Below are 26,164 nucleotides of genomic sequence, written 5' to 3'. Positions count from 1 at the left end.
GAGGGTCGGCCTCAGAAACGCTTTGCCTGAAGGGTTTTTGCTACAATCATAAAAGCCCTCCTGCGGCTAGCGGTTCAAGTAAGTGAGAGGTTGGACATCGACCCAAGCGGGGCTCGTTGTGGCTGCTTCCTTCCGGACCTGACCAGGTTGGCGAGGCGCTCGCCCGCGCCAACCTCTCGAATTTTGATATAGGGAAGACACGCAGAGATGACAACCCGTCACAGTGACAGTTGTATGTGCAAAAACCCCTCGGCATCCGTGCCAGCCAGCTTTGGGCTGAACTCTGCGATGTCCGCGAGATGACGCTGTGCCTTTGGACCGGTCTTCAACAGGACAGTGGACCCTGGCATGGGCGCAAAACGGAATGGGCAGGGACCTTGTTCCAGCGATTCTGTGGGCATTGCACCGGTCAGGTAGCCCTTCAACGCGTGTTGGATCGGCAAGGCTGGAACGTTGATGACTTCGGCGTCTTGTATGAACGGAAAATGTCCACCGCCGCTGGCGCGGTAATTGTTCAGTGCAACGACAAAGCGGTGTTCGGCCGTCACTGCGTGGCCCTGGAAACGAAGATCTGAGATGCGCCGGTATGCCGGATTTACCAGTCGCCCTTCCGCATCGAACCGAGGCGGTACGCTGAGGTCGATCACGTAGCTTAGCCCGAACAGAACATCGAAATTGTGTCCGGCTCGATCAGGATTGACCAATTCAGTTTGCGCGCCGGGTTTCACCTGATTGAAAACGCCCGCAGACATTTCAAGCCAATCTCTGATGTGCTCTCCTGACACCGCGACCGAACGAAGTTCGTTTGGAAAGATGTTCAGATCGGCCACGTGGCGCATGCGCATTACGCCCGCAGGAATGTCCGAGTAAAAGCGAGGCCCGGCGCGACCGCCGAATTTCGAAGGCGCTACGGCAGACAGCAATGGTGTCGCTTCATGGGGTGTGCCCTTCAGGATCTGGCGCACGGCCGAAGCCTGTGCTGCGGCCACCATCGCAAGCCCTCGATCCTTGGCGCAAAAGCTGAAATAGCTGTGCAGGTGCTGATCCGTATGCCCAATCGGTTCGTCGGCCCGTTTTCGTGTTGCGGAATGCACATCCGAAAATAGCGCCACCAACAGCGTGTCTTCGGCCGAAGGTTCAGCACCTGAGACCGGGCGCAGTTCAGTGCGATGAGCCGCGACCGACCAGCCCTTTTCTGCCGAGGCAAACAGCGTCAGATCAATCACGCCAAGATGAGATCCGGCAGATCCCGGCATGACAACAGGTGTGCCATGCACCATACCGCCAGTGGCATCGACGTGTTCCAGCCCAGCGTGTGACTTCCCCGGCAAGGTCAGATGCGTGTGCCCGGCGATGATGGCGTCAATGCCTTCAATCGCGGCAAGGGGGATTATCGCGTTTTCAAGATCGGGCGCGGGGTCGACGGACCCCAGCCCCGTATGGGCAAGCGCGATGATCACGTCGCAGCCGTGGGATCGAAGCTCTGACACTTTAATGCGCGCGCAGGTCAGAATGTCGTCTATCCGGACGTCATTACCCAGCCGATGAGATTCCCAATTCCGGGTCTGCGGCGGAACGACCGAGAAGACGCCGACGGTTAGCGAGGCTTGGTGCCCCGCGACCTCAACCCGGCGGGTTAGAACTGCCTGATCCTGCCAGACCTCGTTGGCACCCGGGCGATGAACATTGCTGCAAACCACCGGACAGGGGGCCTGCGAAAGGATGCGGTCCAGTATATCTTGACCGAACCCGAAATCATGATTGCCCAACCCGATCGCATCATACTCTAACGCGCCAAAGGCCTGCATCAGCGCATGCGGCTTATCAGCCTGCTCGGCGGCCAGGTCCCCAACCGGAGTTCCCTGCAGCGAATCGCCGTTGTCAAAAAGCAGCACGGTTGAGCCTTCCGCCTGCGCCTCAGTTCGGGCTTCACGGATCAGGCTGGCGGTTCGAGTCAGGCCGATTGTGGGTTCAGGGGTGTCAGAATAGTAATCAAAACCCCTCAAGTTCATATGAAGATCCGTGGTGGCCAGTATTCGGATCTGCACGGTCTGCGATGGCAGAGAAGGGGAAGGTTTCAAATTTCTACTTTTGGCAGTTTTGTCTTAGTCATTTTCAACAAAAAGATTAATCACAGTGAATTGCAAGGCTTAGCTGTGTTCATTCGATGGCGACCTGTGATTTTGGGGGTGAAACACCGTTGCAACTGATTGACCGACATGGCAGCCCTATGCGGAGCAAGCCTAAGGATAACTTATGAAAAACGCGGAATATGTGACGTTTGGTAGCTCGGGGCTGGATCGTGCGGCGCATATTCGTGGAGATGCTGATGCGGTCGCGCGGGCGCGAACGCATCCCGATGCAAAATGCCTGCTGTTGTGGCGCGGTAAGGTTTTGGTTCAGGGTGGGGCGCTGGATCAGTTGGGGCTGATTGCGATGTCACATAAGCTGGTCGAAACCGGGCCAGGAGGTTCTGTCGAGCAGCCTGTATTCCTGGGGCTGTCAGACAACGCGCCTGTGTTTGCCTTTGATATTTCGGACTGGACGGCTGATGGGTTGGACGTGTCCGGTGTCGGAGGCTTTATTGATAAGTCAGAGCAACAGCACCCGGACTTGCCCCACGGCCATGTCTTTGCCGAACTGCGTCGGATCATGACCCGTTTGTCGACGCGTGACGCCGAACTGGCGGCCTCGGCCAAGGCGGTGACTGCATGGCACGAAACGCATCGGTTTTGCGCCCGGTGCGGCGCAGCCAGTGAACTTGCGCAGGCGGGGTGGCAGCGCAGTTGTCCGTCCTGTGGTGGACAGCATTTTCCACGTACCGATCCGGTCGTCATCATGTTGATTACCCATGGCGATTCAGTTCTGATGGGGCGTTCGCCGGGCTGGCCAGAAGGGATGTATTCGCTGTTGGCAGGGTTTGTTGAGCCGGGTGAAACGCTTGAGGCTGCAGTCCGACGCGAAGTGATGGAAGAAGCCGGGGTGCCCGTGGGTGAGGTCCGTTATCTGTCCAGCCAGCCCTGGCCGTTTCCGGCCTCGTTGATGTTCGGCTGCGCCGGTGAGGCGCTGTCGCGCGCCATCACCATCGATCCAGTCGAAATCGAAGATGCGATGTGGGTTACCAAATCCGAGATGATGCAGGCCTTTGCCGGCGAACACCCCGTTTTGCTGCCAGCCCGCAAGGGAGCGATTGCGCATTTTCTTTTGCAGAACTGGCTTGCGGATACGTTGGACTGACAAAATACTGTTCTGAAAAGCGAGAGAACCCCGAACCACAATGCAGTTTACAGTGCGCGAAGATATCGAAGCTCCCATCAACTCGGTGTTCGAAATGGTGGCCGACTTTGACCGATTCGAACGGATCGCAATGCGGCGTGGGATCGAGGTTCGGCGGATTTCGGGCGAATTGGGCGTTGTTCCGGGCACCAGTTGGGAAACAGAATTCAGGTTGCGCGGAAAGCCACGTCAGATTTCCGTGCAGATGGCCGAATGCGACCCGCCTTCGCTGATGCGGTTCGAAGCGGCAAGCAAGGGGATGAACGGCATCACCACGATCGAGCTTTTGGCCCTGTCGCAGCGTCGCACGCGTCTTAGTGTTGATATGTCCCTGTCAGCCAAATCCCTGCCTGCGCGGCTGCTGTTACAATCGCTCCGGCTTGGGCAATCCCGGTTTCGCCGACAATTTCAGTTGCGCCTGACCGAGTTCGCACGGGAATTGGAACAACGCCACATTCATGGTGGCTGATTACCCAATGCCTTGGTGAGAACGAGATGGATAGCTTTAGTGTTCGTGAGGCGGTGTTGACGGATGCCCAAGGTATCTCAGAGGTACTGCAGGACATCGCAGCGGCCGGAAAGCGTAATAAGCGCTGCGACGTTGATTTTGCTCGCGAGCATTACGTGGCCGACCCCGACCGGATCAGATGTTCAGTCGCTGTTCAAGGGGAACAGATCCTGGGGTTTCAATCACTGAAATGGGCGGTCGATAACAACCCATATGGTGCTCCGGTCGGATGGGGCGTCATTGGAACGCATATTCGCCCGTCTGCCGCCCGGCGCGGTGTCGGGCGCGCCCTGTTTCGTGCAACGCTCTTGGAGGCACGGCAGAGTGGCCTACCGGCCATTGATGCAACCATTTCGGCCACAAACGCCGAAGGACTGGCCTATTATTCGGCGATGGGATTTGTGGATTACCGGCGGCACGAGGTTGCTCTGTGCAAAAGCTTCACCGTGACTTGAGCCGGGGTCGCTTCAGCCGCGCGGTTGAGCCGCTGGGTAGACGCCCAAAATCTCGACATTCGTGGTGAAGTGTTCCAGTTCTTCCATCGCCAACTGTACGTTCCGGTCGTCCGGGTGGCCCACGATATCGGCATAAAACTGGGTCGCAGTGAACGAGCCATCGACCATGTAGCTTTCCAGCTTGGTCATGTTGATGCCGTTGGTCGCAAACCCACCCATCGCCTTGTAAAGCGCAGCCGGAATGTTGCGCACCTGAAAAACAAAACTGGTGATCATGCCGTGTTCTCCGCGGCGTGACATGTCGGCCTGCTGTGACATCACCAGAAAGCGCGTGGTGTTGTTGTCGCGGTCTTCAATGTGTCGGGCCAGTACGTTCAAGCCGTAGATTTCGCCGGCCAACTCGCTGGCCAATGCTGCTGAATGCACCTCGCCTTGTTCCGAGACCTCGCGGGCCGCACGCGCGTTGTCGGGGCTGACACGTCCCTTGATGTTGTGTTCTTTCAAAAACCCGGCGCATTGCGGTAGCAGAACCAGGTGCGAGTGTGCCTCGGTGACATCCTCAATTTTGGCCCCTGGAACGGCAAGAAGGTTGATGTGAACGCGCACGAACGCTTCTTCGATGATGTGCAGCCCGCTGTGGGGAAGCAAACGGTGGATATCGGCGACCCGGCCATACGTGGTGTTTTCGACCGGCAGCATTGCCAATTCAGCCTCACCTGCGCGCACCGATTCGATCACATCTTCGAAAGTCCGGCAGGGCAGGGCCTCCATATCGGGGCGGGCATTACGGCAGGCCTCGTGGCTGTAGGCGCCGGGTTCTCCCTGAAATGCAATACGTTTGGTCATTTGGTCGATTCCGTGCAACAAGTTCGATAATTGGGCGTTTAGTCGCGGTGTCTATACCTTGCCTCTTGTAAGGGGAAGCCTTAGACACCCCGCAGACAGCTGAAATGGACTCGCGATCAATGTTCGACACGATGACAGTTACCAAGGCCGCAGCAGGCCTGTTTGGCACCTTCCTGGTGCTGCTTTTGGCCAAATGGGGTGCCGAAGTGCTTTACCATGCGGATGGGCATGGTGAGACGGCCTCGTATATTATCGAAACCGAAAGCTCCGGTGAAAGCGCTGACGGCGAAGAAGTGGTGTTCGAAGATATGCTGGCCGCCGCAGACCCAGATAAGGGCGCGCGGGTTTTCCGTAAGTGTACTGCCTGCCACAAGCTGGAAGACGGCGCCAACGGCACTGGCCCCTACCTGTTTGCAATCGTGGATCGCCCGGTTGCTTCAGCCAAAGGTTTCACTGGCTACTCAGCTTCGATGCAAGCCCATGGCGGCAATTGGACACCCGAAGCGCTGGATGCGTTCCTGACCCGCCCCAGTGCCTATATCTCAGGTACATCGATGAGCTTTGCGGGTCTGAAAAAACCGCAGGAACGGGCCGACCTGATTGCCTATCTGCAGACCATCAACTGATCTTTCGCTCAGTTTTGACGCATTCAAAAGCCGCTGCCCCGTGCAGCGGCTTTATTTTTTGTCTAAGTAAATCTTCACAAAGTGTTCACGCACTCTAAACTTGAAACTGGCAGTGCTGGTCTTTTAGCTGGCGCAAACAATATTAAAGACGTCAACGAGCAGGGGATGAACCACATGAAATCCAATCGAGTTACCGCTTTAACGCGAACAAGGGATTTCGGACGCTTAGTTCACATTCTGGCTTTGGGGGCATTGCTCTGTGCAGCCGCTGCAACTCAACTTTTTGCTGAGGAAAAGATCATCAAATCACACGGGTTCTCGGAATTTGGTGATTTGAAGTATCCGGACGGCTTTGCGCATTTCGACTATGTGAATCCGGATGCGCCACGTGGTGGAGAGCTCTCCTATGCGGCGCAAGGCACGTTCGACAGCTTTAATCCCTATACCAGGCAGGGCCGGGCTGGTGCGCGGTCGGCAGATCACTACGAAAGCCTGCTGATTCCATCCTATGACGAACCAGCTGCCTATTATGGACTGCTCGCCGAAAGTCTCGAATACCCCGAAAGTTATGAGTGGGTGATCTTCAATATCCGCCCCGAGGCGCGGTTTTCCGACGGCACACCGGTGACGGCCGAGGATGTGGTGTTTTCCCATAATCTGCTGCTGGACCAAGGGCTGAAATCTTATGCCGACGCAATTCGCCAACGGATCCCCAAGGCCGAGGCGCTGGATACCCATCGTGTAAAGTTCTACTTCTCGCCGGACTTCCCTCGCCGAGGCCGGATTTCCCAAGTTGGGGCCACTTCGATTTTCTCAAAGAAATGGTTCGAGGAAGACCCTGAAAACCGCCGGTTGGACAAGTCGCGGCTGGATCCGGGTATTGGCTCGGGACCGTATGTTCTGGATGATTATGACATCAACCGGCGCATCGTGTACAACCGCAACCCCGATTATTGGGGCAACGACGTCAACGTCAATGTGGGCCGCAACAACTTTGACACCATCCGCGTTGAGTATTTCGCCGATTCCATCGCTGCGATGGAGGGGTTCAAGGCAGGCACATTTACGCTTCGACAGGAAAACAACTCAAAAAGCTGGGCAACGGCCTATGATTTCCCGGCAATTGCGAATGGCTCTGTCGTTCGGGCTGAACTGGCAGACGGAAATGTACCGTCGGCGTCGGGCTTCATCATGAACCTTGACCGGCCAAAGTTTCAGGACCCCCGTGTTCGCGAAGCTATTCAGCTGGCGTATAACTTCGAATGGACGAATGAGAGCCTGCAATATGGGTTATTCCAGCAGCGTAGTTCGTTCTGGGAAGGAACGCATCTTGAGGCGACCGGCCTGCCCGAAGGGCGCGAGCTTGAGGTGTTGCAAGAACTGGGCGACGCGCTGGACCCTGCCATCCTGACCGAGGAACCCGTCTCGGCGCATGAATCCCGGGCCGCCCGCCAAAATGACCGTGGCAACTTGCGCAAGGCGATGAAACTGCTGGACGAAGCTGGCTGGCTTGTTGGGGATGACGGCATTCGCCGAAACGACAAGGGCGAGGTGCTGTCCATTGCATTTCTGTCTGACCAGCCAACGCTGGACAGGCTCATTCAACCTTTCGTCGCCAATTTGCGGGCAATGGGGATTGATGCAAGTTACAATCGGGTGGACAACGCCCAGTTCACCTTGCGCCGCCGGGACCGCGATTTCGACATGATTGTTGGCGGGTACCCGCGGTCGTTGCAGCCGTCGACAGGGTTGTATCAGCAATTCGGAACCGAAGCGGCCTCATACTCGGTCTTCAACCCGTCGGGTGTGCATGGTCCGGACATCGAACCGCTGATCGACAACATCGCATCCGCCGAAGACAGCGAAGAGCTGTTCGCCAACGTTCGGGCGCTGGACCGCGTCCTGCGCGCCAAGCGGATCATGGTTCCCACTTGGTATCTGGGCAAGCACTGGGTTGCCTACTGGGACATGTATGAATATCCGGAAAATCTGCCGCCTTATGCATTGGGTGTTGAAGACCTCTGGTGGATCAACGAAGAGAAAGAAGCCGAGTTGAAATCCTCCGGCGCCTTGAGGTAATCCGCCCCCATGGGAGCATATATTCTTAGACGACTGTTGCTGGTCATCCCAACCCTGCTTGGGATTATGATCGTCAACTTCACGCTGGTTCAGTTCGTTCCTGGCGGACCGATTGAACAGATCATCGCCCAGTTGGAAGGTGGCGGTGATGTGTTCGAAGGAATCGCTGGCGGCGGCAGTGACATCGAGCAGCAAACCGGCGGCACGAATGATCGCTACATCGGTGCGCGTGGCCTTCCGCCCGAGTTTATCGAAGAGCTGGAAAAGGAATTCGGGTTCGACAAACCTCCGGTTGAGCGGTTCCTCAACATGATGGGCAATTACCTGACACTGGATTTCGGTGAGAGCTATTTTCGGTCGATCAGCGTAACCGATCTGGTGCTGGAGAAGATGCCGGTGTCGATCTCGCTGGGACTGTGGTCCACGCTGATCGCGTATCTGGTGTCGATCCCGCTGGGTATTCGCAAGGCGATTAAGGACGGGTCACAGTTTGATACCTGGACCAGTGGCGCGATCATCGTAGCCTATGCTATTCCCGGCTTCTTGTTTGCGATCCTGCTGTTGGTTCTGTTTGCTGGGGGATCTTATTGGCAGATATTCCCGCTCCGGGGGCTGACCTCGGACAACTGGGACAGCCTCAGCCTGTTTGGCAAAGTCGTTGATTACTTCTGGCACATTGCCCTGCCGATAATCGCGCTGACGATTTCGGCCTTTGCGACGCTGACTCTGCTGACCAAGAACTCGTTCCTGGACGAGATCAAAAAACAATATGTCATGACCGCCCGCGCCAAGGGTTTGAGCGAAAGTCAGGTTCTGTACGGCCATGTTTTCCGCAACGCGATGCTGATCGTAATCGCCGGATTTCCTGCGGTTTTCATCGGCGTCTTCTTCGGGGGGTCGATCATCATCGAAACGATCTTCTCGCTTGACGGTCTGGGCCGTCTGGGTTTTGAGGCAGCCGTTGCACGCGACTATCCAGTGATTTTCGGCACACTTTTCATATTTGGCTTGATGGGGTTGGTTGTCGGCATCATCAGTGACCTGATGTATGTGCTGGTCGACCCGCGCATCGATTTCGAAAAGCGGGAGGGGTAAATGGCACTTTCCCCACTCAACCAGCGCCGCTGGCGCAATTTTCGTCGTAACGGGCGTGCATTCTGGTCGCTGATGGTCTTTTCCGTCCTTTTCGGCCTTTCTCTGTTCGCCGAGTTCATCGCCAACGACAAACCAATCCTCGTTAAATACCGCGGTGAGTTTTATACGCCGATCTTCAATTTCTACGCGGAAACCGAATTCGGCGGCGATTTCCAGACCGAGGCGATCTATCGCGACCCCGAGGTTCAGTGTTTGATCGACAGCGGTGGCATCGAAGACTGTTTTGACGATCCCGAGGGGATTATCGACGAAATCAAGGCCGGTACATTCCAGGCAGAGGGGTACGAGCGTGGCTGGGCCGTCTGGCCGTTGATCCCGTATTCCTTCAACACCAGCGTTGATCGCCCCGGTGCAGCGCCGCTGCCACCCAACGGGCAAAACCTGCTGGGCACGGATGACACCAAGCGCGACGTGTTGGCCCGTGTAATTTATGGCTTCCGACTGTCGATTTTGTTCACGCTTATGGTCACGGGTGTGGCCAGTCTTGTGGGAATTTTTGCCGGGGCTATTCAAGGATTTTTTGGCGGCTGGCTGGACCTGATCTTCCAACGGATCATCGAAATCTGGTCAGCGACGCCTTCGCTTTACGTCATCATCATCATGTTCGCCATTCTGGGTCGAAGTTTCTGGCTGCTTGTCGCGCTGATGATCCTGTTCAGCTGGACCGGGCTTGTGGGAGTTGTGCGCGCCGAGTTCCTGCGGGCGAGAAATCTGGAATATGTGCGCGCTGCGCGGGCACTGGGTGTGGGCAATATGACAATCATGTTCCGCCACATGCTGCCCAACGCGATGGTCGCAACGCTGACCTTCATGCCCTTTATCGTGACGGGCACCATCGGCGGCCTGGCCTCACTGGATTTTCTGGGCTTCGGCCTGCCGTCTTCCGCCCCGTCTTTGGGTGAGTTGACTTTGCAGGCTAAACAGAACCTTCAGGCACCCTGGCTGGCATTCACCGCCTTTTTCACCTTTGCCATCATGCTGTCGCTACTGGTCTTCATCTTCGAAGGCGTGCGCGATGCATTTGATCCCAGAAAGACCTTTTCATGAGCCTGCTGGATGTGAACAACCTCAAGGTCTCGTTCCGTCAGGACGGGCAGGTGAGCGCAGCAGTCAAGGGCGTGTCCTTTACTGTGGATCGGGGTGAAACGGTTGCGCTGGTGGGCGAATCCGGATCCGGCAAATCAGTCACTGCGCTGTCGACAGTGTCTTTGCTGGGTGACAGTGCAATTGTCGAAGGTTCGGTCACCTATGAAGGGCAAGAGATGATCGGCGCGTCTGACCAGCGCCTGATGGATGTGCGCGGCAACGATATCAGCTTCATCTTTCAGGAGCCGATGACCTCGCTCAACCCCCTGCACACGATCCAGAAACAAATGGCCGAGTCACTGGCCCTGCACCAGGGTCTGACAGGTGATGCAGCACGGGCCCGGATCGTCGAACTGCTGACCAAGGTTGGCATTCGCGATCCCGAGGAGCGCCTGGACAGCTATCCGCATCAATTGTCAGGTGGCCAACGCCAGCGCGTCATGATCGCCCTGGCACTTGCCAACAAACCCGATATCCTGATCGCGGATGAGCCGACAACGGCCCTGGATGTAACCATTCAGGCGCAGATCCTCGAACTGCTGGCCGAGCTTCAGAAATCTGAGAATATGGGGATGCTTTTCATCACCCACGACCTTGGGATCGTGCGCCGTATCGCCGATCGGGTCTGCGTGATGAAGGATGGCGAGATTGTCGAGACTGGCGCGACCCAGGAGATATTCGACAACCCCCAGCACCCTTATACGCGCAAGCTGCTGGCGGCGGAACCATCCGGTCATCCCGATCCTGTGGCTCCCGACGCCGAAGAAGTGGCGCGCACCGATCATCTGAAGGTCTGGTTCCCGATCCAGCGCGGGTTCCTGAAACGTACCGTTGGCTATGTGAAGGCAGTGAATGATGCCACGCTCAGCGTGCGCGCCGGTGAAACCTTAGGGATTGTGGGCGAAAGCGGGTCGGGCAAGACAACGCTGGCGTTGGCGATCATGCGATTGATTGCGTCCGAAGGTGCGATAACCTTCCGAGATCAGGACGTGCGCCGCTGGTCCACGCGCGAGTTGCGGCGTTTGCGCAAGGACATGCAGATTGTGTTTCAGGACCCGTTCGGCAGCCTCAGCCCGCGGATGACCTGCCAGCAGATCATTGCCGAGGGGCTGGCGATCCACAAGGTCGACCCGCACCGCTCGCCACGGGAGCTGGTGACCGAAGTAATGACCGAAGTGGGCTTGGACCCGGCTGCGATGGACCGCTATCCGCACGAATTCTCGGGCGGGCAGCGTCAGCGTATTGCCATTGCACGAGCCATGGTCCTCAGGCCCAAATTGCTGGTTCTGGATGAACCGACCAGCGCCCTGGACATGACTGTGCAGGTTCAGATCGTCGACCTGTTGCGCGATTTGCAGCGTAAGTATGGACTGGCCTACCTATTTATCAGCCACGATCTGAAAGTCGTGCGTGCGATGTCCCACAATGTGATTGTCATGCGAAACGGTGACGTCATCGAAATGGGCGCGGCCGAAGACCTTTTTGAAAACGCCCAGACAGACTATACCCGCGAACTGATAGCGGCGGCGGGCTGAAACCAGCCCGCCCGGGGCTTTCAGGCATTCGCTGTTTCACGCGCCGCGGATTTTGGAACCGGGCCGCGAAGCTCTTCGTAATGATCGAATTGCAGTTTTACCCACCCGGTGCCGCGTGTCGCGCTGGCGAGGGTACGGTGTAACTCGTCTTCGGCCACAGCAGGCAGTTGGGCATTGAAAATCTCCCATCCAGACGCGTTGGGATTGCCTTCAAAGCCCAGAACCTGACCCTGCAGCGAACTGATTGTAGGCACCAGGTCGCCCACGAAATCCGAGGGCAAGTGGATTTCGGCGTTCAGGATGGGTTGCAGGACCACCGGTTTCGCCTGCGGCAAAGCCTCTCGAACCGCGTTCTTGCCCGCAGTGCGGAACGCATAGTCAGAACTGTCGACGTTGTGATGCTTGCCGTCGCTGAGCGTGACTTTGACATCCACAACCGGGAACCCTTCAGGCCCTTGAACCAGCGCATCCTTGGCCCCGTGTTCGACCGATGGGATATAGTTTCTGGGCACAGCGCCCCCTTTGACGATCTCTTCGAATTCGAACCCGGCCCCACGTGGGGTCGGTGCGATCGAGATCACCACATCGGCAAATTGTCCTGCGCCGCCGGATTGTTTGCGGTGGCGATGACGATGTTCGATCGGTGCGCGGATGGTCTCGCGATAGGCCGTCTCAACCGTCTGGGTCTCAATCTCGATACCGAAGTCTTCAGCCAGCTTGGCGCTGACCCGGCGCATATGCTGAGGCCCTTGCGATCCCAGAACCGCATGGCCGCTCAGTTCATCGTGCTGCAGGTGCAGTCCGGGGTCGATCTCGACCAGTCGGGATAACGCGTTGGACAGGCGTACATCGTCGCGTTCATGTGCCGGCGACACAATTTGCCGATGGGCGGCCGGATGGGCCTCGGCCCATTCCGGTAACGGTGTGGTTCCGGTGCTGTCGTACAGGTTGCCAGGGTTGAGGTGGTCGGATTTCACGGCTAGCCCGATTTGACCAGCTTCCAATTCCGAAATCTGGGTTTTGGCATCCAGCGTCGTCAGGTTGCCAACCGTTTCCCCGCCCAGGGCTTCATGCGCTTTGACACCTTTGCCCAGACCACGCAGCACGATGATTTTTCCGATGTGCTTTTTGACATCCGCGAACCCGGCAATTGCGCGCACGTCTTCGGCTGCTTCGTCCCGCCCGGCGGCGATATTGAATTCTGGAGCTTCGTGACGAAGCGCTTTCATCAAACGGGTCAGCCCGTTGCCGTGGCTGGCAGACCCCAGGCAGGCCGGTATCAACTGGTGGTTTTGCAGAACCTGTGCGGCCAGATCATAGATTTCTGCGCTGGGCGGCTGTTTGTCCTCGATCAGTTGTTCTAGCAGATGATCATCGAAATCGGAAAGCGTCTCCAGCAATTCGGTTCGGGCTTCCTGTTCCCGGTCTTCGACGGACTGCGGAAGTTCGATCAGGGCCGAGGGTTGCCCTTCCTGATACTTCCATGCCCGCTCCGAGATCAGGTCGACCGCGCCGATGATCGCCTCGCCATCGCGGATTGGAACCTGCCGCAATGCGATGTGGTGTGTGCAGTAGGTTTGCAGAGCGGCGATGATATCGCGGATACGTCCGTTTGGGGTGTCCATGCGATTGATGAACAGAAAGCAGGGAATACCCGCCTCTTCGACCAGCCGCAGATAAGGGGCGCAAAGCACGGCGGCGTCCGGGTCGGGCGGTACGACAACGACAGCAGCATCCGAGATAGCCATGGCAGGGCCGACATAAGCCATGGTGTCGCTGCCACCATTCACGTCGATGGCACACCAGGGTTCGTCCAAGTAAGAAAAACCGTGCAAATGCACGGTTCCGGAAACGTCGAATGTGGTTGGCCGGCCATCAAGGCGGCTGATGGCCTCGACCAGTGTTGTTTTGCCCGAGTGGCTGGGGCCGAGGACAGAAAAAACGCGCATGAATGCAGTCCCTCTTTCAAGTTGCAGAACGGCTGCACGAAAAAGGCGGTCGAGCGCGAACGCGTCGGCACATACTGTCTGGTACTCTGCCTGCCTCAGGCACGGGGCGGATTTCCACCCGCCTTACAAGTGTGGGGAAAACCCACCCTCCGCGTCAAGTCCTGTCCTGCGTCGGTATCAGATCGCCGAGCTGTGTCCCGCCTTGCTCAGATCATAGGCGTCAAAAGTGCGGGCGACCATTCGGGTCAGCGCGCGTGCCTCGGGCGGGATGAACAGGCCGTCTTCAGAGATGCTTAGCAACCCATCGAAGGTTGCGTTTGCGGTCTGGTACATCCCCTGCAATTCCGCGGCCGTGATGTCGTGGTCGCGCAGAATTTCGGCAGTATCTATACGGAAATCGCACATCAACGCTTCGATCAATCGGGCGCGCAAGACGTCTTGGCCTTTGAACAAGTGCCCACGGGATATTGAGAACCCGCCCTCGCGGATCGCTTTGGTATGTGCTGACGTCGCGGGTGCGTTCTGGGCGTATCCTTGCGGGAATCGTGAGATCGAGCTTGCACCAATTCCAATCAGAACGTCGGACTGATCGTCGGTGTAGCCCTGAAAGTTGCGTTTTAACCTTCCCGCGTTCAGTGCGTGCGTCAGCCCGTCATCCTGCGTGGCAAAGTGGTCAATGCCGATTTCGGCGTACTTGTCCCACAGGAACAGGCGCCGGGCCGTATCGAACAGATCCAGGCGGTCTTCGGGTGTGGGCAGGGCATCCGTTGGGATCAGCTGCTGCCGCTTTGCCATCCACGGCACATGCGCATAGCCGTACAACGCCACCCGGTCTGGGTTGAGCGACAGCAATTTCTGCACGCTTTCAGTCATCCGTGTCTTGGTCTGGTGCGGCAGACCATACAGAATATCGGCATTCAGGCTGGCGATACCGCGCGCACGGATCATTTCGATGGCGTTGCGGGTGGTGTCGTAACTTTGGATGCGTCCGATGGTTTTCTGGATTTCGTCGTCGAAATCCTGCACGCCGATAGACGCACGGTTCATGCCGGCCTCGGCCAATGCATCGAGCCGACCCTCGTCAATCTCATTCGGGTCGATTTCGACCGAGAACTCTGCATCCGGCCCCAGCGGGACAATTTCAAGAATCCGGGCGGCCAGATCGCGAATCAGATCGGGGTTCAGCAGGGTGGGTGTACCACCGCCCCAATGCAGGCGCGAAAGGGTTACTCCCGCAGGTAGGTGAGCGGCCAGCAGGTCCAACTCGGCCTTGAGGACATCTACATAGGCGATCACCGGGTTGTCGGTTTGGGTGCCTTGCGTCCGGCAGGCGCAGAACCAGCACAGTCTGCGACAGAACGGGACGTGGACGTACAGCGACACAGAACTGCCCGGCTTGATCCCGGAAATCCAGTCGCCAAAAAGACTTGGCCCCACATCGTTGCTGAAATGCGGGGCGGTGGGATAGCTTGTGTAACGCGGGACTTTCGCGTCAAATAGTCCAAGCTTTGATAATTGCGGTTTCACTATCATAGCGATACCGTTAAGGCACGGCCGTCTACGAAACCTTGACTGAGATCAAGTGAAAGCGCGAACGATGCTAAAAGCACAGATTGATCATACCAATTGTTCCGAATGCCCCATTCGGCATCGCGCCGTCTGTGCGCATTGTGATGCTGATGAGTTGGAAGAGCTTGAAGGCATTAAGTATTACCGTAGCTTCGAAGCGGGTCAGACAGTCATCTGGTCGGGCGATCAGATGAACTTTGTGGGCTCTGTCGTGTCGGGAATCGCCTCGTTGACCCAGACGATGGAAGATGGGCGAACCCAGATGGTTGGCCTGTTGCTGCCCAGCGATTTCGTCGGTCGGCCGGGCCGTGATTCTGCGCCTTATGATGTGCAGGCCACAACTGATCTGGTCATGTGCTGTTTTCGCAAGAAGCCATTCGAACAACTGATGAACGACACGCCCCATATTGCGCACCGGCTGCTTCAGATGACGCTGGATGAACTGGATGCCGCGCGCGAGTGGATGCTGGTGCTGGGGCGCAAGACTGCGCGTGAAAAGATTGCAAGCCTGCTGTCGATTATTGCACGGCGCGACGCTTCGATTGTGCCAAAAGCAAAACCTGGCCCGATTGTCTTTGACCTGCCGCTGACACGCGAGGCTATGGCAGATTATCTGGGATTGACCCTTGAAACCGTAAGTCGCCAGATTTCGGCCCTGAAGAAAGAGGGGGTCATCGAGTTGGAAGGCAAACGCCACGTGACAATCCCCGACATGCGGCGCCTGATGGACGAGGCCGGCGACGACTCCGATGGCGGCTTTCTGATTTAAGCCTATCCTGCTGCCTGCAGCCGTGATTTACTGAATACGTGAATGAACCACGCAGGAGTAAGGCATGGAATTCAGTAGCATTTTGGCAATGCTGGTCATCGGTGCGATTGCCGGGTGGCTTTCGGGAAAAATTATGGAAGGCCTCGGGTTCGGCCTGATCGGAAACATAATAGTAGGGATCGTGGGCGCCTTTCTTGCAGGTCTGATTTTCCCGGCGCTGGGCTTTTCGGTTGGCGGCGGCGTGTTTTCGTCAATACTCTTCGCAACCATCGGCGCGGTCATACTGTTGTTTGTGATTGGTCTCATAAAACGCGTTTAGGCCATCCGTTCGAACGGATGGCCCCCCTAATCGGAAACACTTACAGTCAGTGTGCCAGAAACACTGGTACCGAAGCTTGTTCCAACATGTTTCGGGTTGCCCCGCCCAGGATGGCTTCGCGGAACCTTGAGTGGCCGTAAGCGCCCATGACGATCATGTCCGCTTCGCTGTCGGCGGCGTGCCTGTTCAGGATGTCTGACACACGGGTCATGGTTTTGCTGAGTACGTCGATCTCACACTTGGTCCCGTGCCGGGCCAGCATCTGAGACAGCAGCCCACCGGGGTCAGAACGGTCGGGGCCGTGGCGCGGCGGGTCGATGACGACAATCCGGACCAGATCGGCTTGCGTCAGGAAAGGCAGGGCGCATCGGATGGCGCGCATGGCTTCGACACTTTCATTCCACCCGATCAGCACAGTACCGGGGCGCTCAAAGGGCGCTGCATTGTCGGGTGTGACCAGAATTGGCGCGTGACCCTCGAACATGGCGGCTTCGACAATTGGTTCAGCCTCGGCGCTGCGGTCTTTGCCATAAGGTTTAGGCAGGACAACCAGATCCGAGAACCGGGCACGATGCGCCACGTGGCGACCAATATCAGCGATCTGAGCGACCCCGCTTTCAGCAGACCAGCGAATACCGGATTTACCCATGTAATCCTGAGTTTGCGTCAGCAGTTCGTCGGCGTCTGCGTTGGCCCGGCTCAGCGTTTCTTGCAGGACCAGAGCATTTGCACCTGCGTAATAATAGCCCGCTTGGCTGCGATCGACGCCAAGGCATAGCGCTTCAGCATGCGCATCCTGTGCATTTGCCAGCGCAACCATTTGCGCCAAGGCTGATTGTGATTGTCCCGAGTCCGTTACGACTGTGAGAAGAGATTTGTACGCCATTTTGACCTCTTGTCTTCAGGGCTAAGTGGCATGCGGCCATGCAACTCAGTCTAAGGCTTAGGATTGTCACAGATTTCGGGCTATTGTCTTGATACAGATCAAAGCGAGGTTGGCCGCTGTCCGACAAAACAACGGCCAGTCAAAAGGGTTCCGCGACAAATAAGAATCGCGCGGGGCATGGCAAAGGGACGCAATATGTCAAATTACATCAAGCTGATCGTGCTTGGTCTGATCGCGATATTCGCGGCGATCGGAACCAATTACGCACGCGATTTGGCGTATCAGGTGCATGCAATTCTGGTGATGCTGATCGCCGGTGGATTGTTCATCTGGACGCTGAGAAATACGGATGAGCCAGATATCCTCGTCGACCGTTCGGCCGAGTACATGGATGACGTGATCCGCTATGGCGTGATCGCAACTGCCTTCTGGGGGGTGGTCGGGTTCCTTGCGGGGACCTTTATCGCCTTTCAGTTGGCCTTTCCGGTGCTGAACTTCGAGTGGGCACAAGGCTATCTGAACTTTGGCCGTTTGCGTCCGTTGCACACCTCGGCTGTGATTTTTGCCTTTGGTGGTAACGCGCTGATCGCGACGTCTTTCTATGTGGTCCAGCGCACAAGCGCTGCGCGCCTATGGGGCGGCAATCTGGCGTGGTTCGTGTTCTGGGGCTATCAGCTGTTCATCGTTCTGGCAGCAACCGGCTATGTGCTGGGTGGAACGCAGTCCAAGGAATACGCGGAACCCGAATGGTACGTTGACCTGTGGCTGACCATCGTCTGGGTGGCCTATCTGGCCGTATTCCTGGGTACGATCGTCCGGCGGAAAGAGCCCCACATCTACGTGGCGAACTGGTTCTATCTGGCGTTCATCGTGACCGTTGCCATGCTGCACTTGGTTAACAACATGACCATCCCGGTCAGCGTTTGGGGTTCGAAGTCAGTCATCGTCTGGTCGGGCGTACAGGATGCCATGATCCAGTGGTGGTACGGCCACAACGCCGTGGGCTTCTTCTTGACCGCGGGCTTCCTGGGCATGATGTATTACTTCATCCCGAAACAGGCCGAGCGTCCGGTATTCAGCTACAAGCTGTCAATCATCCACTTCTGGGCGCTGATCTTCCTGTATATCTGGGCCGGTCCGCACCACCTGCATTATACCGCGTTGCCGGATTGGGCGTCGACGCTGGGCATGGTGTTCTCGATCATCCTGTGGATGCCGTCCTGGGGTGGTATGATCAACGGTCTGATGACCCTGTCGGGCGCGTGGGACAAGCTGCGTACTGACCCGGTGATCCGGATGATGGTGATCTCGGTCGGCTTCTACGGCATGTCCACGTTCGAGGGGCCAATGATGTCGATCCGCGCGGTCAACAGCCTCAGCCACTACACCGACTGGACCATTGGTCACGTGCACTCGGGCGCGCTGGGCTGGAACGGCATGATCACCTTTGGTGCGCTGTACTTCCTGGTGCCGGTCCTGTGGAAACGTGAGCGTCTGTATTCGCTGCAGATGGTCAGCTGGCACTTCTGGCTCGCCACTATCGGCATCGTGCTCTACGCCGCGTCGATGTGGGTGACCGGTATCATGGAAGGCCTGATGTGGCGTGAAGTGGATGCAAACGGCTTCCTGGTGAACTCGTTCGCTGACACCGTGGCTGCCAAATTCCCGATGTATGTGGTGCGTGCTTTGGGTGGCGTGATGTTCGTCGCGGGTGCGTTGATCATGTGCTACAACCTGTGGATGACTGTGCGGAAAGCGCCGGCCAAAGAGGCCAGCCTGACCGTCGCGGTCCCGGCTGAATAGGAGGGCCGGAGCAATGGCAATTCTCGACAAACATAAGATCCTCGAGACCAACGCGACCCTCCTGCTGATCTTCAGCTTTTTGGTCGTGACCATCGGTGGCATCGTGCAGATCACCCCGCTGTTCTATCTTGAGAACACCATCGAGAAGGTGGAGGGCATGCGCCCTTACACCCCTCTCGAAATGGCGGGCCGTGACATCTACATCCGCGAAGGCTGCTATACCTGCCACAGCCAGATGATCCGCCCGATGCGGGACGAGGTCGAACGCTATGGCCACTACTCGCTGGCAGCTGAATCGATGTATGACCATCCGTTCCAATGGGGGTCCAAGCGTACCGGTCCTGACCTGGCGCGTGTAGGTGGCCGCTATTCCGACCAGTGGCATGTTGATCACTTGCGTGACCCGCAGTCGGTGGTTCCGGAATCGGTGATGCCGAAGTACGGCTTCCTCGAGCATCGCAAGATCGACGGCAAGTATATCGGTGACGTCATGGCGGCGAATGCTGTCGTGGGCACGCCCTATACGGAAGAGATGCTGGCAAATGCACAGGCGGATTTCCGAGCGCAGGCCGACCCGGACAGCGACTATGACGGTTTGCTGGAACGGTACGGTGACAAGGTCAGCATTCGTAACTTCGACGGTCAGCCCGAGCTGACCGAGGCTGATGCGTTGGTAGCTTATCTGCAGATGCTGGGAACGCTGGTCGATTTCTCGACCTTCACCCCGGATCCGAGCCGCTAAAGGAGGGTGTGATGGAAGAATACACAATCCTGAGGCAATTCGCGGATAGCTGGATGCTGTTGGTACTGTTTGTCTTCTTTGTTGGCATCGTGATCTGGGTTTTCCGTCCCGGAGCCAGCAAAGAATACAAGGACACCGCCAACATCCCGTTCCGGCACGAAGATGCCCCTGCGCCCCTCAAGGGTGATGAAACAGCTGCGCCCCGTGGGGGCGACAAACCCGCCACATCCAAGGAGGCGCGGCAATGAGCAAGATACCTGAAAAACAGCCGGGCGATCCGAATACCACGGGCCACAGCTGGGACGGCATCGAGGAATTCGACAATCCGATGCCACGTTGGTGGCTGTGGACCTTTTACGTCACGATCATCTGGGGTGTGATCTACACGATCATGTATCCGGCCTGGCCGCTTGTTCAATCCGCAACTGCGGGCGTCCTTGGCTGGTCTTCACGAGAATTGGTGCAGGAAGAGATCGTTTCCTTCGAAGAGGCCAATGCGCCGTGGAACGCCAAACTGGTTGAAACCTCGCTTGAAGATGTCTCGAAAGATCCGGAGCTGCAGCAATATGCGGTCAATGCGGGCGGCGCGGTATTCCGGACATGGTGCGCGCAGTGCCACGGTTCGGGCGCGCAGGGTGCGCCGGGCTTCCCGAACCTGCTGGACGACGCATGGCTCTGGGGCGGTTCGCTGGAAGATATCGAGACCACCATTGCCTATGGTATTCGGAATGAAGAAAGCGACGATGCACGTTATTCCGAAATGCCAGCCTTTGGCGAAATCCTCGAGAAAGAGGAGATCACTCAGGTCGTACAGTACGTCATGTCGCTGACCAATGCGCAGACCGACGACGCGGCGGCACAGACAGGCAAGGTTGTCTTTGAGGACAACTGCTCGGTTTGCCATGGCGAAGACGGCAAGGGTGACGTCACTCAAGGTGCACCGAACCTTACGGATGCGATCTGGCTTTATGGTGGCAGCGAAGAGGCTTTGACCGAAACGGTACAGTATAGCCGCTTTGGCGTGATGCCGCCGTGGGAAAACCGCCTGACCGAAGCGCAAATCCGCGCTGTCACCGCCTATGTCCACCAGTTGGGTGGCGGTCAGTAACCTCAAAAGAATACCTTCGGACGGTTCGCCGTCCGAAGGTTGAGGCACCGGCTGTTCCATCTGTTCGCGCGTTTCCTGAACAGCCGGTGCTGCCTCTCTACCTTACAAATCACCAGCGAGGCGGTCCAGACGCGGGCTTCGGTTTGCTATTTGCATTGCGAAAAACTGGCACGTTTGTGTTGCTTCCACCAATGACTTTCCGGCAACCAGCGTTGCTTTTGTCTGTCAGGCCGATCCGATGATTTTGGTTCATCCAGCTCATGTGTCTGGGTGGCGATCATGAATGACTTTGCAAGAATTGAGAGCATCTGACATCTCCTGAGTTTTGGTTCTTCTGTCATCAGGATTGATTTTCAGACTGCAAAATGCGACTCAATTAGCATTTCTGTATGTAATCAGGGCTTACATGTGAACTGGATGGAAATGCCGCCGCTCGCATCGCTCAGAGCTTTTTCCGCTTTTGCGGCGACACGGAATGTTGTGGAAGCGGGCAACTCACTGAATGTCAGCCACGCTGCCATCAGCCAGCAATTGCGCGTGCTTGAGAAATTTCTTGGAGTTGCGCTGTTGGATCGGTCCGGCAAATCCATGACCTTGACGCCTGAAGGTGAAAGGTTGGCGCGCGCCGTGCATCTTGGGTTCGGTGCGATTGGCGATGCCTTGGTCGAACTGACCCAATCCAAACAGGATCGTCCGGTTCATGTTTCTTTGACGTCGTCATTTGCCGCGTCATGGCTGATGCCCCGCCTGCCAGCATTTCAGGCCGAACACCCGGATATCCAATTGGCGCTTGATCCGTCACCTGCACTGGTCAGCCTAGATCCCGGCGGTGTCGATGTGGCCATCCGCTATGGTGCAGGCACATGGCCCGGTGTCCGTACAGAAATGTTGCTGCAAAGCCCTATGGTGATCGTCGCGGCCCACAATCTGGTGGGGGAAAAAACGTCGTGGACGCCAGACGAGCTCAGCGAACTGCCTTGGCTTGAAGAGTTCGGCACCACCGAGGCAACCAACTGGCTGGCCCGACGTGGTGTCGGGCACGGGCCAAACGCAGGGCGAATCTCATTGCCCGGCAATCTGCTTTTGGAAGGGTTGCGCGCGGGGCAGGGCGTAACCGTCACGGCGCGGCATTTTGTCGAAGCAGAAATCACGTCGGGCCAAATCATCGAACTGTTTCGCGAGCCCGAAAACAGCGGATATCACCTTGTTACTGGTGATTTCCCTCTGCGTCCGGCGGCAAAAACTTTTATTGCATGGCTCAGGCGGCAAGCTGGTAAGATGTGACAAAAGGTGTCTGCACGATGCGCTTTTGACCCATGTCAAAGTGGCTACCTTTGTGTTCTGGAACAAGACACCGTGATATAGCCACATCTGGAGCCAGCCCGTGAGCGATTCCGACCCCGCACCCAGCCTTTACGCCGCACGAGAACCCATATTTCCGCGTCGCGTGTCCGGGCCGTTTCGCAACCTGAAATGGATTATTCTCGCGGTCACGCTAGGGATCTATTACATCACCCCGTGGATCAGATGGGACCGGGGGCCCAGCCTGCCGGATCAGGCGGTGTTGCTGGATTTGGCCAACCGCAGGTTCTATTTCTTCTGGATCGAGATCTGGCCGCATGAATTCTATTTTGTTGCCGGTTTGTTGATCATGGCCGGGTTGGGGTTGTTCCTTTTCACCTCGGCGCTGGGGCGCGTGTGGTGCGGTTATGCCTGCCCACAGACGGTTTGGACTGACCTGTTCATCCTTGTCGAACGCTGGATCGAAGGAGATCGCAACGCCCGGTTACGTCTGCATCGTCAGGAAAAGCTAGACTTTCGCAAAGCGCGGTTGCGGCTGACGAAATGGGGTGCCTGGCTTTTGATCGGTCTGGCGACCGGTGGCGCCTGGGTGTTCTATTTTGCCGATGCGCCGACACTTCTGCGGGACCTTGTGACCGGGAATGCCCATCCGGTTGCCTATACGACAATACTGATTTTGACGGGAACGACCTTCCTGTTCGGTGGCTTCGCGCGCGAACAGATCTGTATCTATGCCTGCCCATGGCCGCGGATTCAGGCGGCTATGATGGACGAGGATACACTCGTCGTCGGGTACCGTGAATGGCGTGGTGAGCCGCGTGGCAAGGGCAAACGAACTGCGGATTCCGAGCTGGGCGACTGCATCGACTGTATGGCCTGCGTCAATGTCTGCCCGGTTGGGATCGACATTCGCGACGGACAGCAGTTGGAATGCATTACCTGTGCGCTGTGTATCGACGCCTGTGACGACATGATGGCCAAGATCGGCAAGCCGCGTGGTCTGATCGACTATATGGCCCTGAGCGACGAAGCCAACGAGCGGGCAGGTAAACCTCCCAAAAATGTCTGGAAACACATCCTGCGGCCCCGGACCATCCTGTACACGGCCCTTTGGTCACTTGTCGGCTTTGGGCTGCTCTTTGCCCTGTTCATCCGGTCCGACATCGAAGTTACCGTGGCCCCGGTTCGCAACCCGACCTTTGTCACCCTGTCCGACGGCACGATCCGCAATACCTATGACGTGCGCGTGCGGAACAAACATGGCGAGGAACGGCTGTTCAAGCTGTCCCTGTCCGGTGATCCGGCGATGCGGATCGTGATCGAAGGCACGCCACTTGATACGGTGAATGTCACGGCGGATACTGCGCAATTGCAGCGGGTCTATATTATCGCCTCGAAAGACACGGATCCGGCAGCGGCGGACGCGACACCGGTTCGGATCTGGATCGAGGATATCGAAAGCGGTGAGCGCGCCTACAAGGACACGACGTTCAATGGACGAGGAAACTGAGATGGCCGAGCGTCAATTTACCGGAAAGCACTTTCTGGCGATCTTTGTCGCTGCTTTCGGGGTGATCATTTCCGTGAATCTCGTGCTGGCCTACAAAGCTGTCCAAACCTTTCCCGGGCTCGAGGTCAAAAACTCTTACGTCGCCAGTCAGGAGTTCAACGAGCGCCTGAAAGTGCAACAGGCCTTGGGTTGGGAAATCCGGGCTGAGACCAATGGCGGTCTTTTGATCCTGCACATCACCGACCAAACCGGCGCGCCGGTCCAGGTGGCCGAGCTGCAGGCAGTTGTTGGCCGGGCGACGCATGTGAAAGAGGATTTCACCCCGGATTTCACTTTTGACGGGACCGCCTATTCCACGCCCGCAGCGCTGGGCAAGGGGAACTGGAACATCCGTCTGGTGGCCAAAGACAACAGCGGTGCCGAATTTGCGCAGCGGGTTCCGTTGTATGTGAAAGGGTAGGGGATGACCGCTCAGCTCAGCTCAGGTACGGCGGCATGCCCCGGTTGCATCGCAGCACCGGCAGAACCAGCGCGACCCGTTCCTGAAGATGTGCAGATTGCCCTATCCCTGCCCGGCATTCGCTGCTCGGCCTGTATTGCGAATGTTGAACGCGCGCTGAACGCCCATCCGGGTGTCGAGGACGCGCGGGTCAATCTGACGCTCAAGCGTGCAATGGTCAAAGCAGCCGCTGAGACACACGCTGCCGACCTGATCCCCGTTTTGGAGCGCGCCGGTTACGAGGCGCATGAGCTGGACCCGGGCGCTTTGTCGGCAACCCAATCCGACAAGGCCGGGCGTGATCTGCTGATGCGATTGGCGGTGGCTGGTTTCGCGTCGATGAACGTGATGCTGTTGTCTGTGTCGGTCTGGTCAGGGGCTACGGATGCGACGCGGGATCTGTTCCACTGGATTTCAGCGGCCATTGCTCTGCCTGCGATTGCCTTTTCCGCGCAGCCCTTCTTTGCCAACGCCTGGAGTGCACTGCGAGTCAAACGATTGAACATGGATGTGCCAATTGTGTTGGCGATCCTACTGGCACTTGTCACGTCGCTTTGGGAAACCGCGCTTAGCGGAGAGCATGCCTATTTCGACGCCGCACTGACGTTGACCTTCTTCCTGCTCGCAGGCCGGTATCTGGACTATCGCACCCGCGCTGCGGCCCGATCAGCAGCCGAAGAACTGACGGCCCTGGAAGTGCCGCGTGCAATTCGCTTGGTGGACGGGGCGGAAGAAGAGGTGTCCGTCGCAAGCCTGGCCGTTGGTGATCTGATAATTGTTCGCCCGGGCGGGCGTATGCCTGTGGATGGTGAGATTGTATCGGGCAAATCGGAGCTCGACAGGTCATTGTTGACGGGCGAGACGTTGCCTGTCTTTGCCGAAGCCGGTCTTGCCGTCAGCGCGGGTGAGGTTAACCTGACGGGCCCGCTGACGATCCGGACCACAGCGGTCGGTGAGGATACGTCACTGCACCGTATGGCGGATCTGGTGGCCATCGCAGAATCCGGTCGATCGCGCTATACGTCGCTGGCTGACAAGGCGGCCAAGCTATACGCGCCGGGGGTGCATATTCTGTCCGCGCTCAGTTTCCTTGGGTGGTACATCTATTCCGGCGATATCCGAACCGCGCTGAACATCGCTGCGGCGGTTCTGATCATCACCTGCCCCTGTGCGCTGGGGCTTGCTGTGCCCGCTGTGACGACGGCGGCCTCGGGGCGATTGTTTCACAAGGGGATGCTAATCAAACATTCTACTGCGCTGGAACGTCTGGCCGAGGTTGATACGGTCGTTTTTGATAAAACCGGCACACTTACATCCGGCACTCCGGAATTGACCAATCTTGAGGATCATTCCCGCGCGGATCTTGAGATTGCACTGGCACTGGCCGAGGCGTCTTCGCATCCGTTGTCGGTGTCGCTTGCCAAGTTCGCCAGAGATGCCGGGATCAAGCCTGCCAGACTTGAGGATGTGGTCGAGGTTCCGGGTTATGGCACCGAAGGAACCTACCGTGATCAGCGTGTGCGCCTTGGGCGCGCCGGTTGGACCGGCGCGACCGAAGGTGATCAGACGGCAGCTTGGTTGGCGGTCACGGGGCAGTCACCGGTTGCGTTTCTGTTCTCGGATTCTCTGCGTCCGGGCGCGGCCGAGGCTGTGCAGGCGTTCCGTGACGGCGGAAAGAGTGTCGTTCTCATCTCGGGTGATACACGAGGCGCGGTTCAAACGCTGGCAGACAAGCTTGGGATTGAAACATGGATTGCCGAGGCGCTGCCTCAGGATAAAGCCACCCATGTACAGGAGCTCAGCGACCAGGGCCGCCACGTCCTGATGGTTGGTGACGGGCTAAACGATACAGCCGCGCTTGCCGCGGCGCATGTGTCAATTTCACCTGCCTCGGCGCTGGACGCAGCGCGGGTGGCGTCGGATATCGTATTACTGGGCAACGATTTGTCCCCGATTGCAGATGCCTGTGACACAGCAGTGAAGGCGACCAAAAGGATTCGCGAGAACTTTCGCATCGCCACGGTTTACAATATCATCGCGGTACCCTTGGCCGTGGCCGGGTTCGCCACGCCACTGATCGCGGCATTGGCGATGTCGACGTCGTCGATTACCGTGTCCCTGAATGCCCTGCGCCTGAGGTAG

General features: G+C 57.5%; 23 protein-coding genes and 1 other RNA gene. 18 read left to right on the top strand and 6 right to left on the bottom strand.

Annotated features, from left to right (window positions below):
* Positions 1-80 precede the first annotated feature (80 nt).
* Positions 81-179, bottom strand: an RNA gene (gene ffs, locus AC2FI9_RS14135) — signal recognition particle sRNA small type.
* A gap of 39 nt (positions 180-218) precedes the next feature.
* Positions 219-2,048, bottom strand: a complete 1,830-nt coding sequence (locus AC2FI9_RS14130) for a bifunctional 2',3'-cyclic-nucleotide 2'-phosphodiesterase/3'-nucleotidase (protein ID WP_496768464.1) — start codon at positions 2,046-2,048, stop codon at positions 219-221.
* Between the two features lie 208 nt (positions 2,049-2,256).
* Between AC2FI9_RS14130 and nudC the strand changes: the two genes are divergently transcribed.
* Genes nudC through AC2FI9_RS14115 form a run of 3 tightly spaced genes read left to right on the top strand, consistent with a single transcriptional unit; the run spans position 2,257 to position 4,239 of the window.
* Entirely contained in the window at positions 2,257-3,237 is a 981-nt protein-coding gene (nudC, locus tag AC2FI9_RS14125; protein WP_496768462.1) for an NAD(+) diphosphatase, read from the top strand.
* A gap of 40 nt (positions 3,238-3,277) precedes the next feature.
* Positions 3,278-3,745: an SRPBCC family protein gene (locus tag AC2FI9_RS14120; RefSeq protein WP_496726619.1), complete on the top strand. Its 468-nt coding sequence runs from the start codon at positions 3,278-3,280 to the stop codon at positions 3,743-3,745.
* Positions 3,746-3,771: 26 nt separating this feature from the next.
* Positions 3,772-4,239, top strand: coding sequence for a GNAT family N-acetyltransferase (locus AC2FI9_RS14115; protein WP_496768460.1), 468 nt, complete (start codon positions 3,772-3,774; stop codon positions 4,237-4,239).
* A gap of 12 nt (positions 4,240-4,251) precedes the next feature.
* Here AC2FI9_RS14115 and AC2FI9_RS14110 read toward each other — a convergent pair whose 3' ends face one another.
* Positions 4,252-5,085, bottom strand: coding sequence for a prephenate dehydratase (locus tag AC2FI9_RS14110; RefSeq protein WP_058279807.1), 834 nt, complete (start codon positions 5,083-5,085; stop codon positions 4,252-4,254).
* Positions 5,086-5,204: 119 nt separating this feature from the next.
* Between AC2FI9_RS14110 and AC2FI9_RS14105 the strand changes: the two genes are divergently transcribed.
* From AC2FI9_RS14105 to AC2FI9_RS14085, 5 genes are all read left to right on the top strand, one after another.
* Complete coding sequence (locus tag AC2FI9_RS14105) at positions 5,205-5,711, top strand: c-type cytochrome (protein WP_058272647.1); 507 nt, start codon at positions 5,205-5,207, stop codon at positions 5,709-5,711.
* Between the two features lie 174 nt (positions 5,712-5,885).
* Entirely contained in the window at positions 5,886-7,790 is a 1,905-nt protein-coding gene (locus AC2FI9_RS14100; protein WP_496768458.1) for an extracellular solute-binding protein, read from the top strand.
* 9 nt (positions 7,791-7,799) lie between these two features.
* Positions 7,800-8,885, top strand: a complete 1,086-nt coding sequence (locus tag AC2FI9_RS14095; protein ID WP_496768457.1) for a microcin C ABC transporter permease YejB — start codon at positions 7,800-7,802, stop codon at positions 8,883-8,885.
* Complete coding sequence (locus AC2FI9_RS14090; protein WP_108861177.1) at positions 8,886-9,992, top strand: ABC transporter permease; 1,107 nt, start codon at positions 8,886-8,888, stop codon at positions 9,990-9,992.
* Entirely contained in the window at positions 9,989-11,566 is a 1,578-nt protein-coding gene (locus tag AC2FI9_RS14085) for an ABC transporter ATP-binding protein (RefSeq protein ID WP_496768455.1), read from the top strand. The genes AC2FI9_RS14090 and AC2FI9_RS14085 overlap by 4 nt, the downstream gene beginning before the upstream one ends.
* 20 nt (positions 11,567-11,586) lie before the next feature.
* On the opposite strand, the gene AC2FI9_RS14080 is transcribed toward AC2FI9_RS14085, so the two are convergent.
* Together AC2FI9_RS14080 and hemN are read right to left on the bottom strand one after the other, a co-directional pair.
* A complete protein-coding gene (locus AC2FI9_RS14080; RefSeq protein WP_496768453.1) occupies positions 11,587-13,515 on the bottom strand; it encodes an elongation factor G in 1,929 nt (642 codons plus the stop codon).
* Positions 13,516-13,692: 177 nt separating this feature from the next.
* Positions 13,693-15,048, bottom strand: coding sequence for an oxygen-independent coproporphyrinogen III oxidase (gene hemN, locus AC2FI9_RS14075; RefSeq protein WP_496768451.1), 1,356 nt, complete (start codon positions 15,046-15,048; stop codon positions 13,693-13,695).
* A gap of 64 nt (positions 15,049-15,112) precedes the next feature.
* Here hemN and fnrL point away from each other — a divergent pair, with 64 nt between their 5' ends.
* Both fnrL and AC2FI9_RS14065 read left to right on the top strand, forming a co-directional pair.
* Positions 15,113-15,853, top strand: a complete 741-nt coding sequence (gene fnrL / locus AC2FI9_RS14070) for a transcriptional regulator FnrL (RefSeq protein ID WP_496739441.1) — start codon at positions 15,113-15,115, stop codon at positions 15,851-15,853.
* 64 nt (positions 15,854-15,917) lie between these two features.
* Complete coding sequence (locus AC2FI9_RS14065) at positions 15,918-16,172, top strand: GlsB/YeaQ/YmgE family stress response membrane protein (protein WP_496768449.1); 255 nt, start codon at positions 15,918-15,920, stop codon at positions 16,170-16,172.
* A gap of 46 nt (positions 16,173-16,218) precedes the next feature.
* On the opposite strand, the gene AC2FI9_RS14060 is transcribed toward AC2FI9_RS14065, so the two are convergent.
* A complete protein-coding gene (locus AC2FI9_RS14060; protein WP_496768447.1) occupies positions 16,219-17,058 on the bottom strand; it encodes a universal stress protein in 840 nt (279 codons plus the stop codon).
* A 195-nt stretch (positions 17,059-17,253) separates the two neighbouring features.
* Between AC2FI9_RS14060 and ccoN the strand changes: the two genes are divergently transcribed.
* The 8 genes from ccoN (at position 17,254) to AC2FI9_RS14020 (ending at position 26,164) form a co-directional block, all read left to right on the top strand.
* Positions 17,254-18,861, top strand: a complete 1,608-nt coding sequence (gene ccoN, locus AC2FI9_RS14055) for a cytochrome-c oxidase, cbb3-type subunit I (protein ID WP_472724515.1) — start codon at positions 17,254-17,256, stop codon at positions 18,859-18,861.
* Positions 18,862-18,874: 13 nt separating this feature from the next.
* Positions 18,875-19,603 carry a cytochrome-c oxidase, cbb3-type subunit II gene (gene ccoO / locus AC2FI9_RS14050; RefSeq protein ID WP_058272496.1) on the top strand — a complete coding sequence of 243 codons (729 nt, stop codon included), beginning with the start codon at positions 18,875-18,877 and terminating at the stop codon, positions 19,601-19,603.
* Positions 19,604-19,614: 11 nt separating this feature from the next.
* Positions 19,615-19,851: a cbb3-type cytochrome oxidase subunit 3 gene (locus AC2FI9_RS14045; protein ID WP_472724514.1), complete on the top strand. Its 237-nt coding sequence runs from the start codon at positions 19,615-19,617 to the stop codon at positions 19,849-19,851.
* Entirely contained in the window at positions 19,848-20,711 is an 864-nt protein-coding gene (gene ccoP / locus AC2FI9_RS14040; RefSeq protein ID WP_496768444.1) for a cytochrome-c oxidase, cbb3-type subunit III, read from the top strand. Before AC2FI9_RS14045 ends, ccoP begins: the two co-directional genes overlap by 4 nt.
* A gap of 423 nt (positions 20,712-21,134) precedes the next feature.
* Complete coding sequence (locus tag AC2FI9_RS14035; RefSeq protein ID WP_496722129.1) at positions 21,135-21,995, top strand: LysR family transcriptional regulator; 861 nt, start codon at positions 21,135-21,137, stop codon at positions 21,993-21,995.
* 100 nt (positions 21,996-22,095) lie between these two features.
* On the top strand, positions 22,096-23,523 hold the full coding sequence (gene ccoG, locus AC2FI9_RS14030; RefSeq protein WP_058279818.1) for a cytochrome c oxidase accessory protein CcoG: 1,428 nt from the start codon (positions 22,096-22,098) through the stop codon (positions 23,521-23,523).
* A gap of 1 nt (position 23,524) precedes the next feature.
* Entirely contained in the window at positions 23,525-23,983 is a 459-nt protein-coding gene (locus tag AC2FI9_RS14025) for a FixH family protein (RefSeq protein WP_496726646.1), read from the top strand.
* A 3-nt stretch (positions 23,984-23,986) separates the two neighbouring features.
* Positions 23,987-26,164: a heavy metal translocating P-type ATPase gene (locus AC2FI9_RS14020; RefSeq protein ID WP_496768442.1), complete on the top strand. Its 2,178-nt coding sequence runs from the start codon at positions 23,987-23,989 to the stop codon at positions 26,162-26,164.

It is taken from the genome of Ruegeria sp. CDSA246, from assembly GCF_059611225.1.
This window is presented reverse-complemented; position numbering and strand designations above follow the sequence as displayed.

Coding starts and splice junctions, on each gene's coding strand:
- AC2FI9_RS14100 (WP_496768458.1), top strand. CDS start 5,886: ATGAAATCCAATCGAGTTACCGCTTTAACGCGAACAAGGGATTTCGGA.
- ccoN (WP_472724515.1), top strand. CDS start 17,254: ATGTCAAATTACATCAAGCTGATCGTGCTTGGTCTGATCGCGATATTC.
- fnrL (WP_496739441.1), top strand. CDS start 15,113: ATGCTAAAAGCACAGATTGATCATACCAATTGTTCCGAATGCCCCATT.
- AC2FI9_RS14105 (WP_058272647.1), top strand. CDS start 5,205: ATGTTCGACACGATGACAGTTACCAAGGCCGCAGCAGGCCTGTTTGGC.
- AC2FI9_RS14035 (WP_496722129.1), top strand. CDS start 21,135: ATGCCGCCGCTCGCATCGCTCAGAGCTTTTTCCGCTTTTGCGGCGACA.
- AC2FI9_RS14020 (WP_496768442.1), top strand. CDS start 23,987: ATGACCGCTCAGCTCAGCTCAGGTACGGCGGCATGCCCCGGTTGCATC.
- AC2FI9_RS14080 (WP_496768453.1), bottom strand. CDS start 13,515: ATGCGCGTTTTTTCTGTCCTCGGCCCCAGCCACTCGGGCAAAACAACA.
- AC2FI9_RS14090 (WP_108861177.1), top strand. CDS start 8,886: ATGGCACTTTCCCCACTCAACCAGCGCCGCTGGCGCAATTTTCGTCGT.
- AC2FI9_RS14045 (WP_472724514.1), top strand. CDS start 19,615: ATGGAAGAATACACAATCCTGAGGCAATTCGCGGATAGCTGGATGCTG.
- AC2FI9_RS14025 (WP_496726646.1), top strand. CDS start 23,525: ATGGCCGAGCGTCAATTTACCGGAAAGCACTTTCTGGCGATCTTTGTC.
- AC2FI9_RS14095 (WP_496768457.1), top strand. CDS start 7,800: ATGGGAGCATATATTCTTAGACGACTGTTGCTGGTCATCCCAACCCTG.
- AC2FI9_RS14085 (WP_496768455.1), top strand. CDS start 9,989: ATGAGCCTGCTGGATGTGAACAACCTCAAGGTCTCGTTCCGTCAGGAC.
- AC2FI9_RS14120 (WP_496726619.1), top strand. CDS start 3,278: ATGCAGTTTACAGTGCGCGAAGATATCGAAGCTCCCATCAACTCGGTG.
- nudC (WP_496768462.1), top strand. CDS start 2,257: ATGAAAAACGCGGAATATGTGACGTTTGGTAGCTCGGGGCTGGATCGT.
- AC2FI9_RS14060 (WP_496768447.1), bottom strand. CDS start 17,058: ATGGCGTACAAATCTCTTCTCACAGTCGTAACGGACTCGGGACAATCA.
- AC2FI9_RS14065 (WP_496768449.1), top strand. CDS start 15,918: ATGGAATTCAGTAGCATTTTGGCAATGCTGGTCATCGGTGCGATTGCC.
- AC2FI9_RS14110 (WP_058279807.1), bottom strand. CDS start 5,085: ATGACCAAACGTATTGCATTTCAGGGAGAACCCGGCGCCTACAGCCAC.
- hemN (WP_496768451.1), bottom strand. CDS start 15,048: ATGATAGTGAAACCGCAATTATCAAAGCTTGGACTATTTGACGCGAAA.
- AC2FI9_RS14115 (WP_496768460.1), top strand. CDS start 3,772: ATGGATAGCTTTAGTGTTCGTGAGGCGGTGTTGACGGATGCCCAAGGT.
- ccoP (WP_496768444.1), top strand. CDS start 19,848: ATGAGCAAGATACCTGAAAAACAGCCGGGCGATCCGAATACCACGGGC.
- ccoO (WP_058272496.1), top strand. CDS start 18,875: ATGGCAATTCTCGACAAACATAAGATCCTCGAGACCAACGCGACCCTC.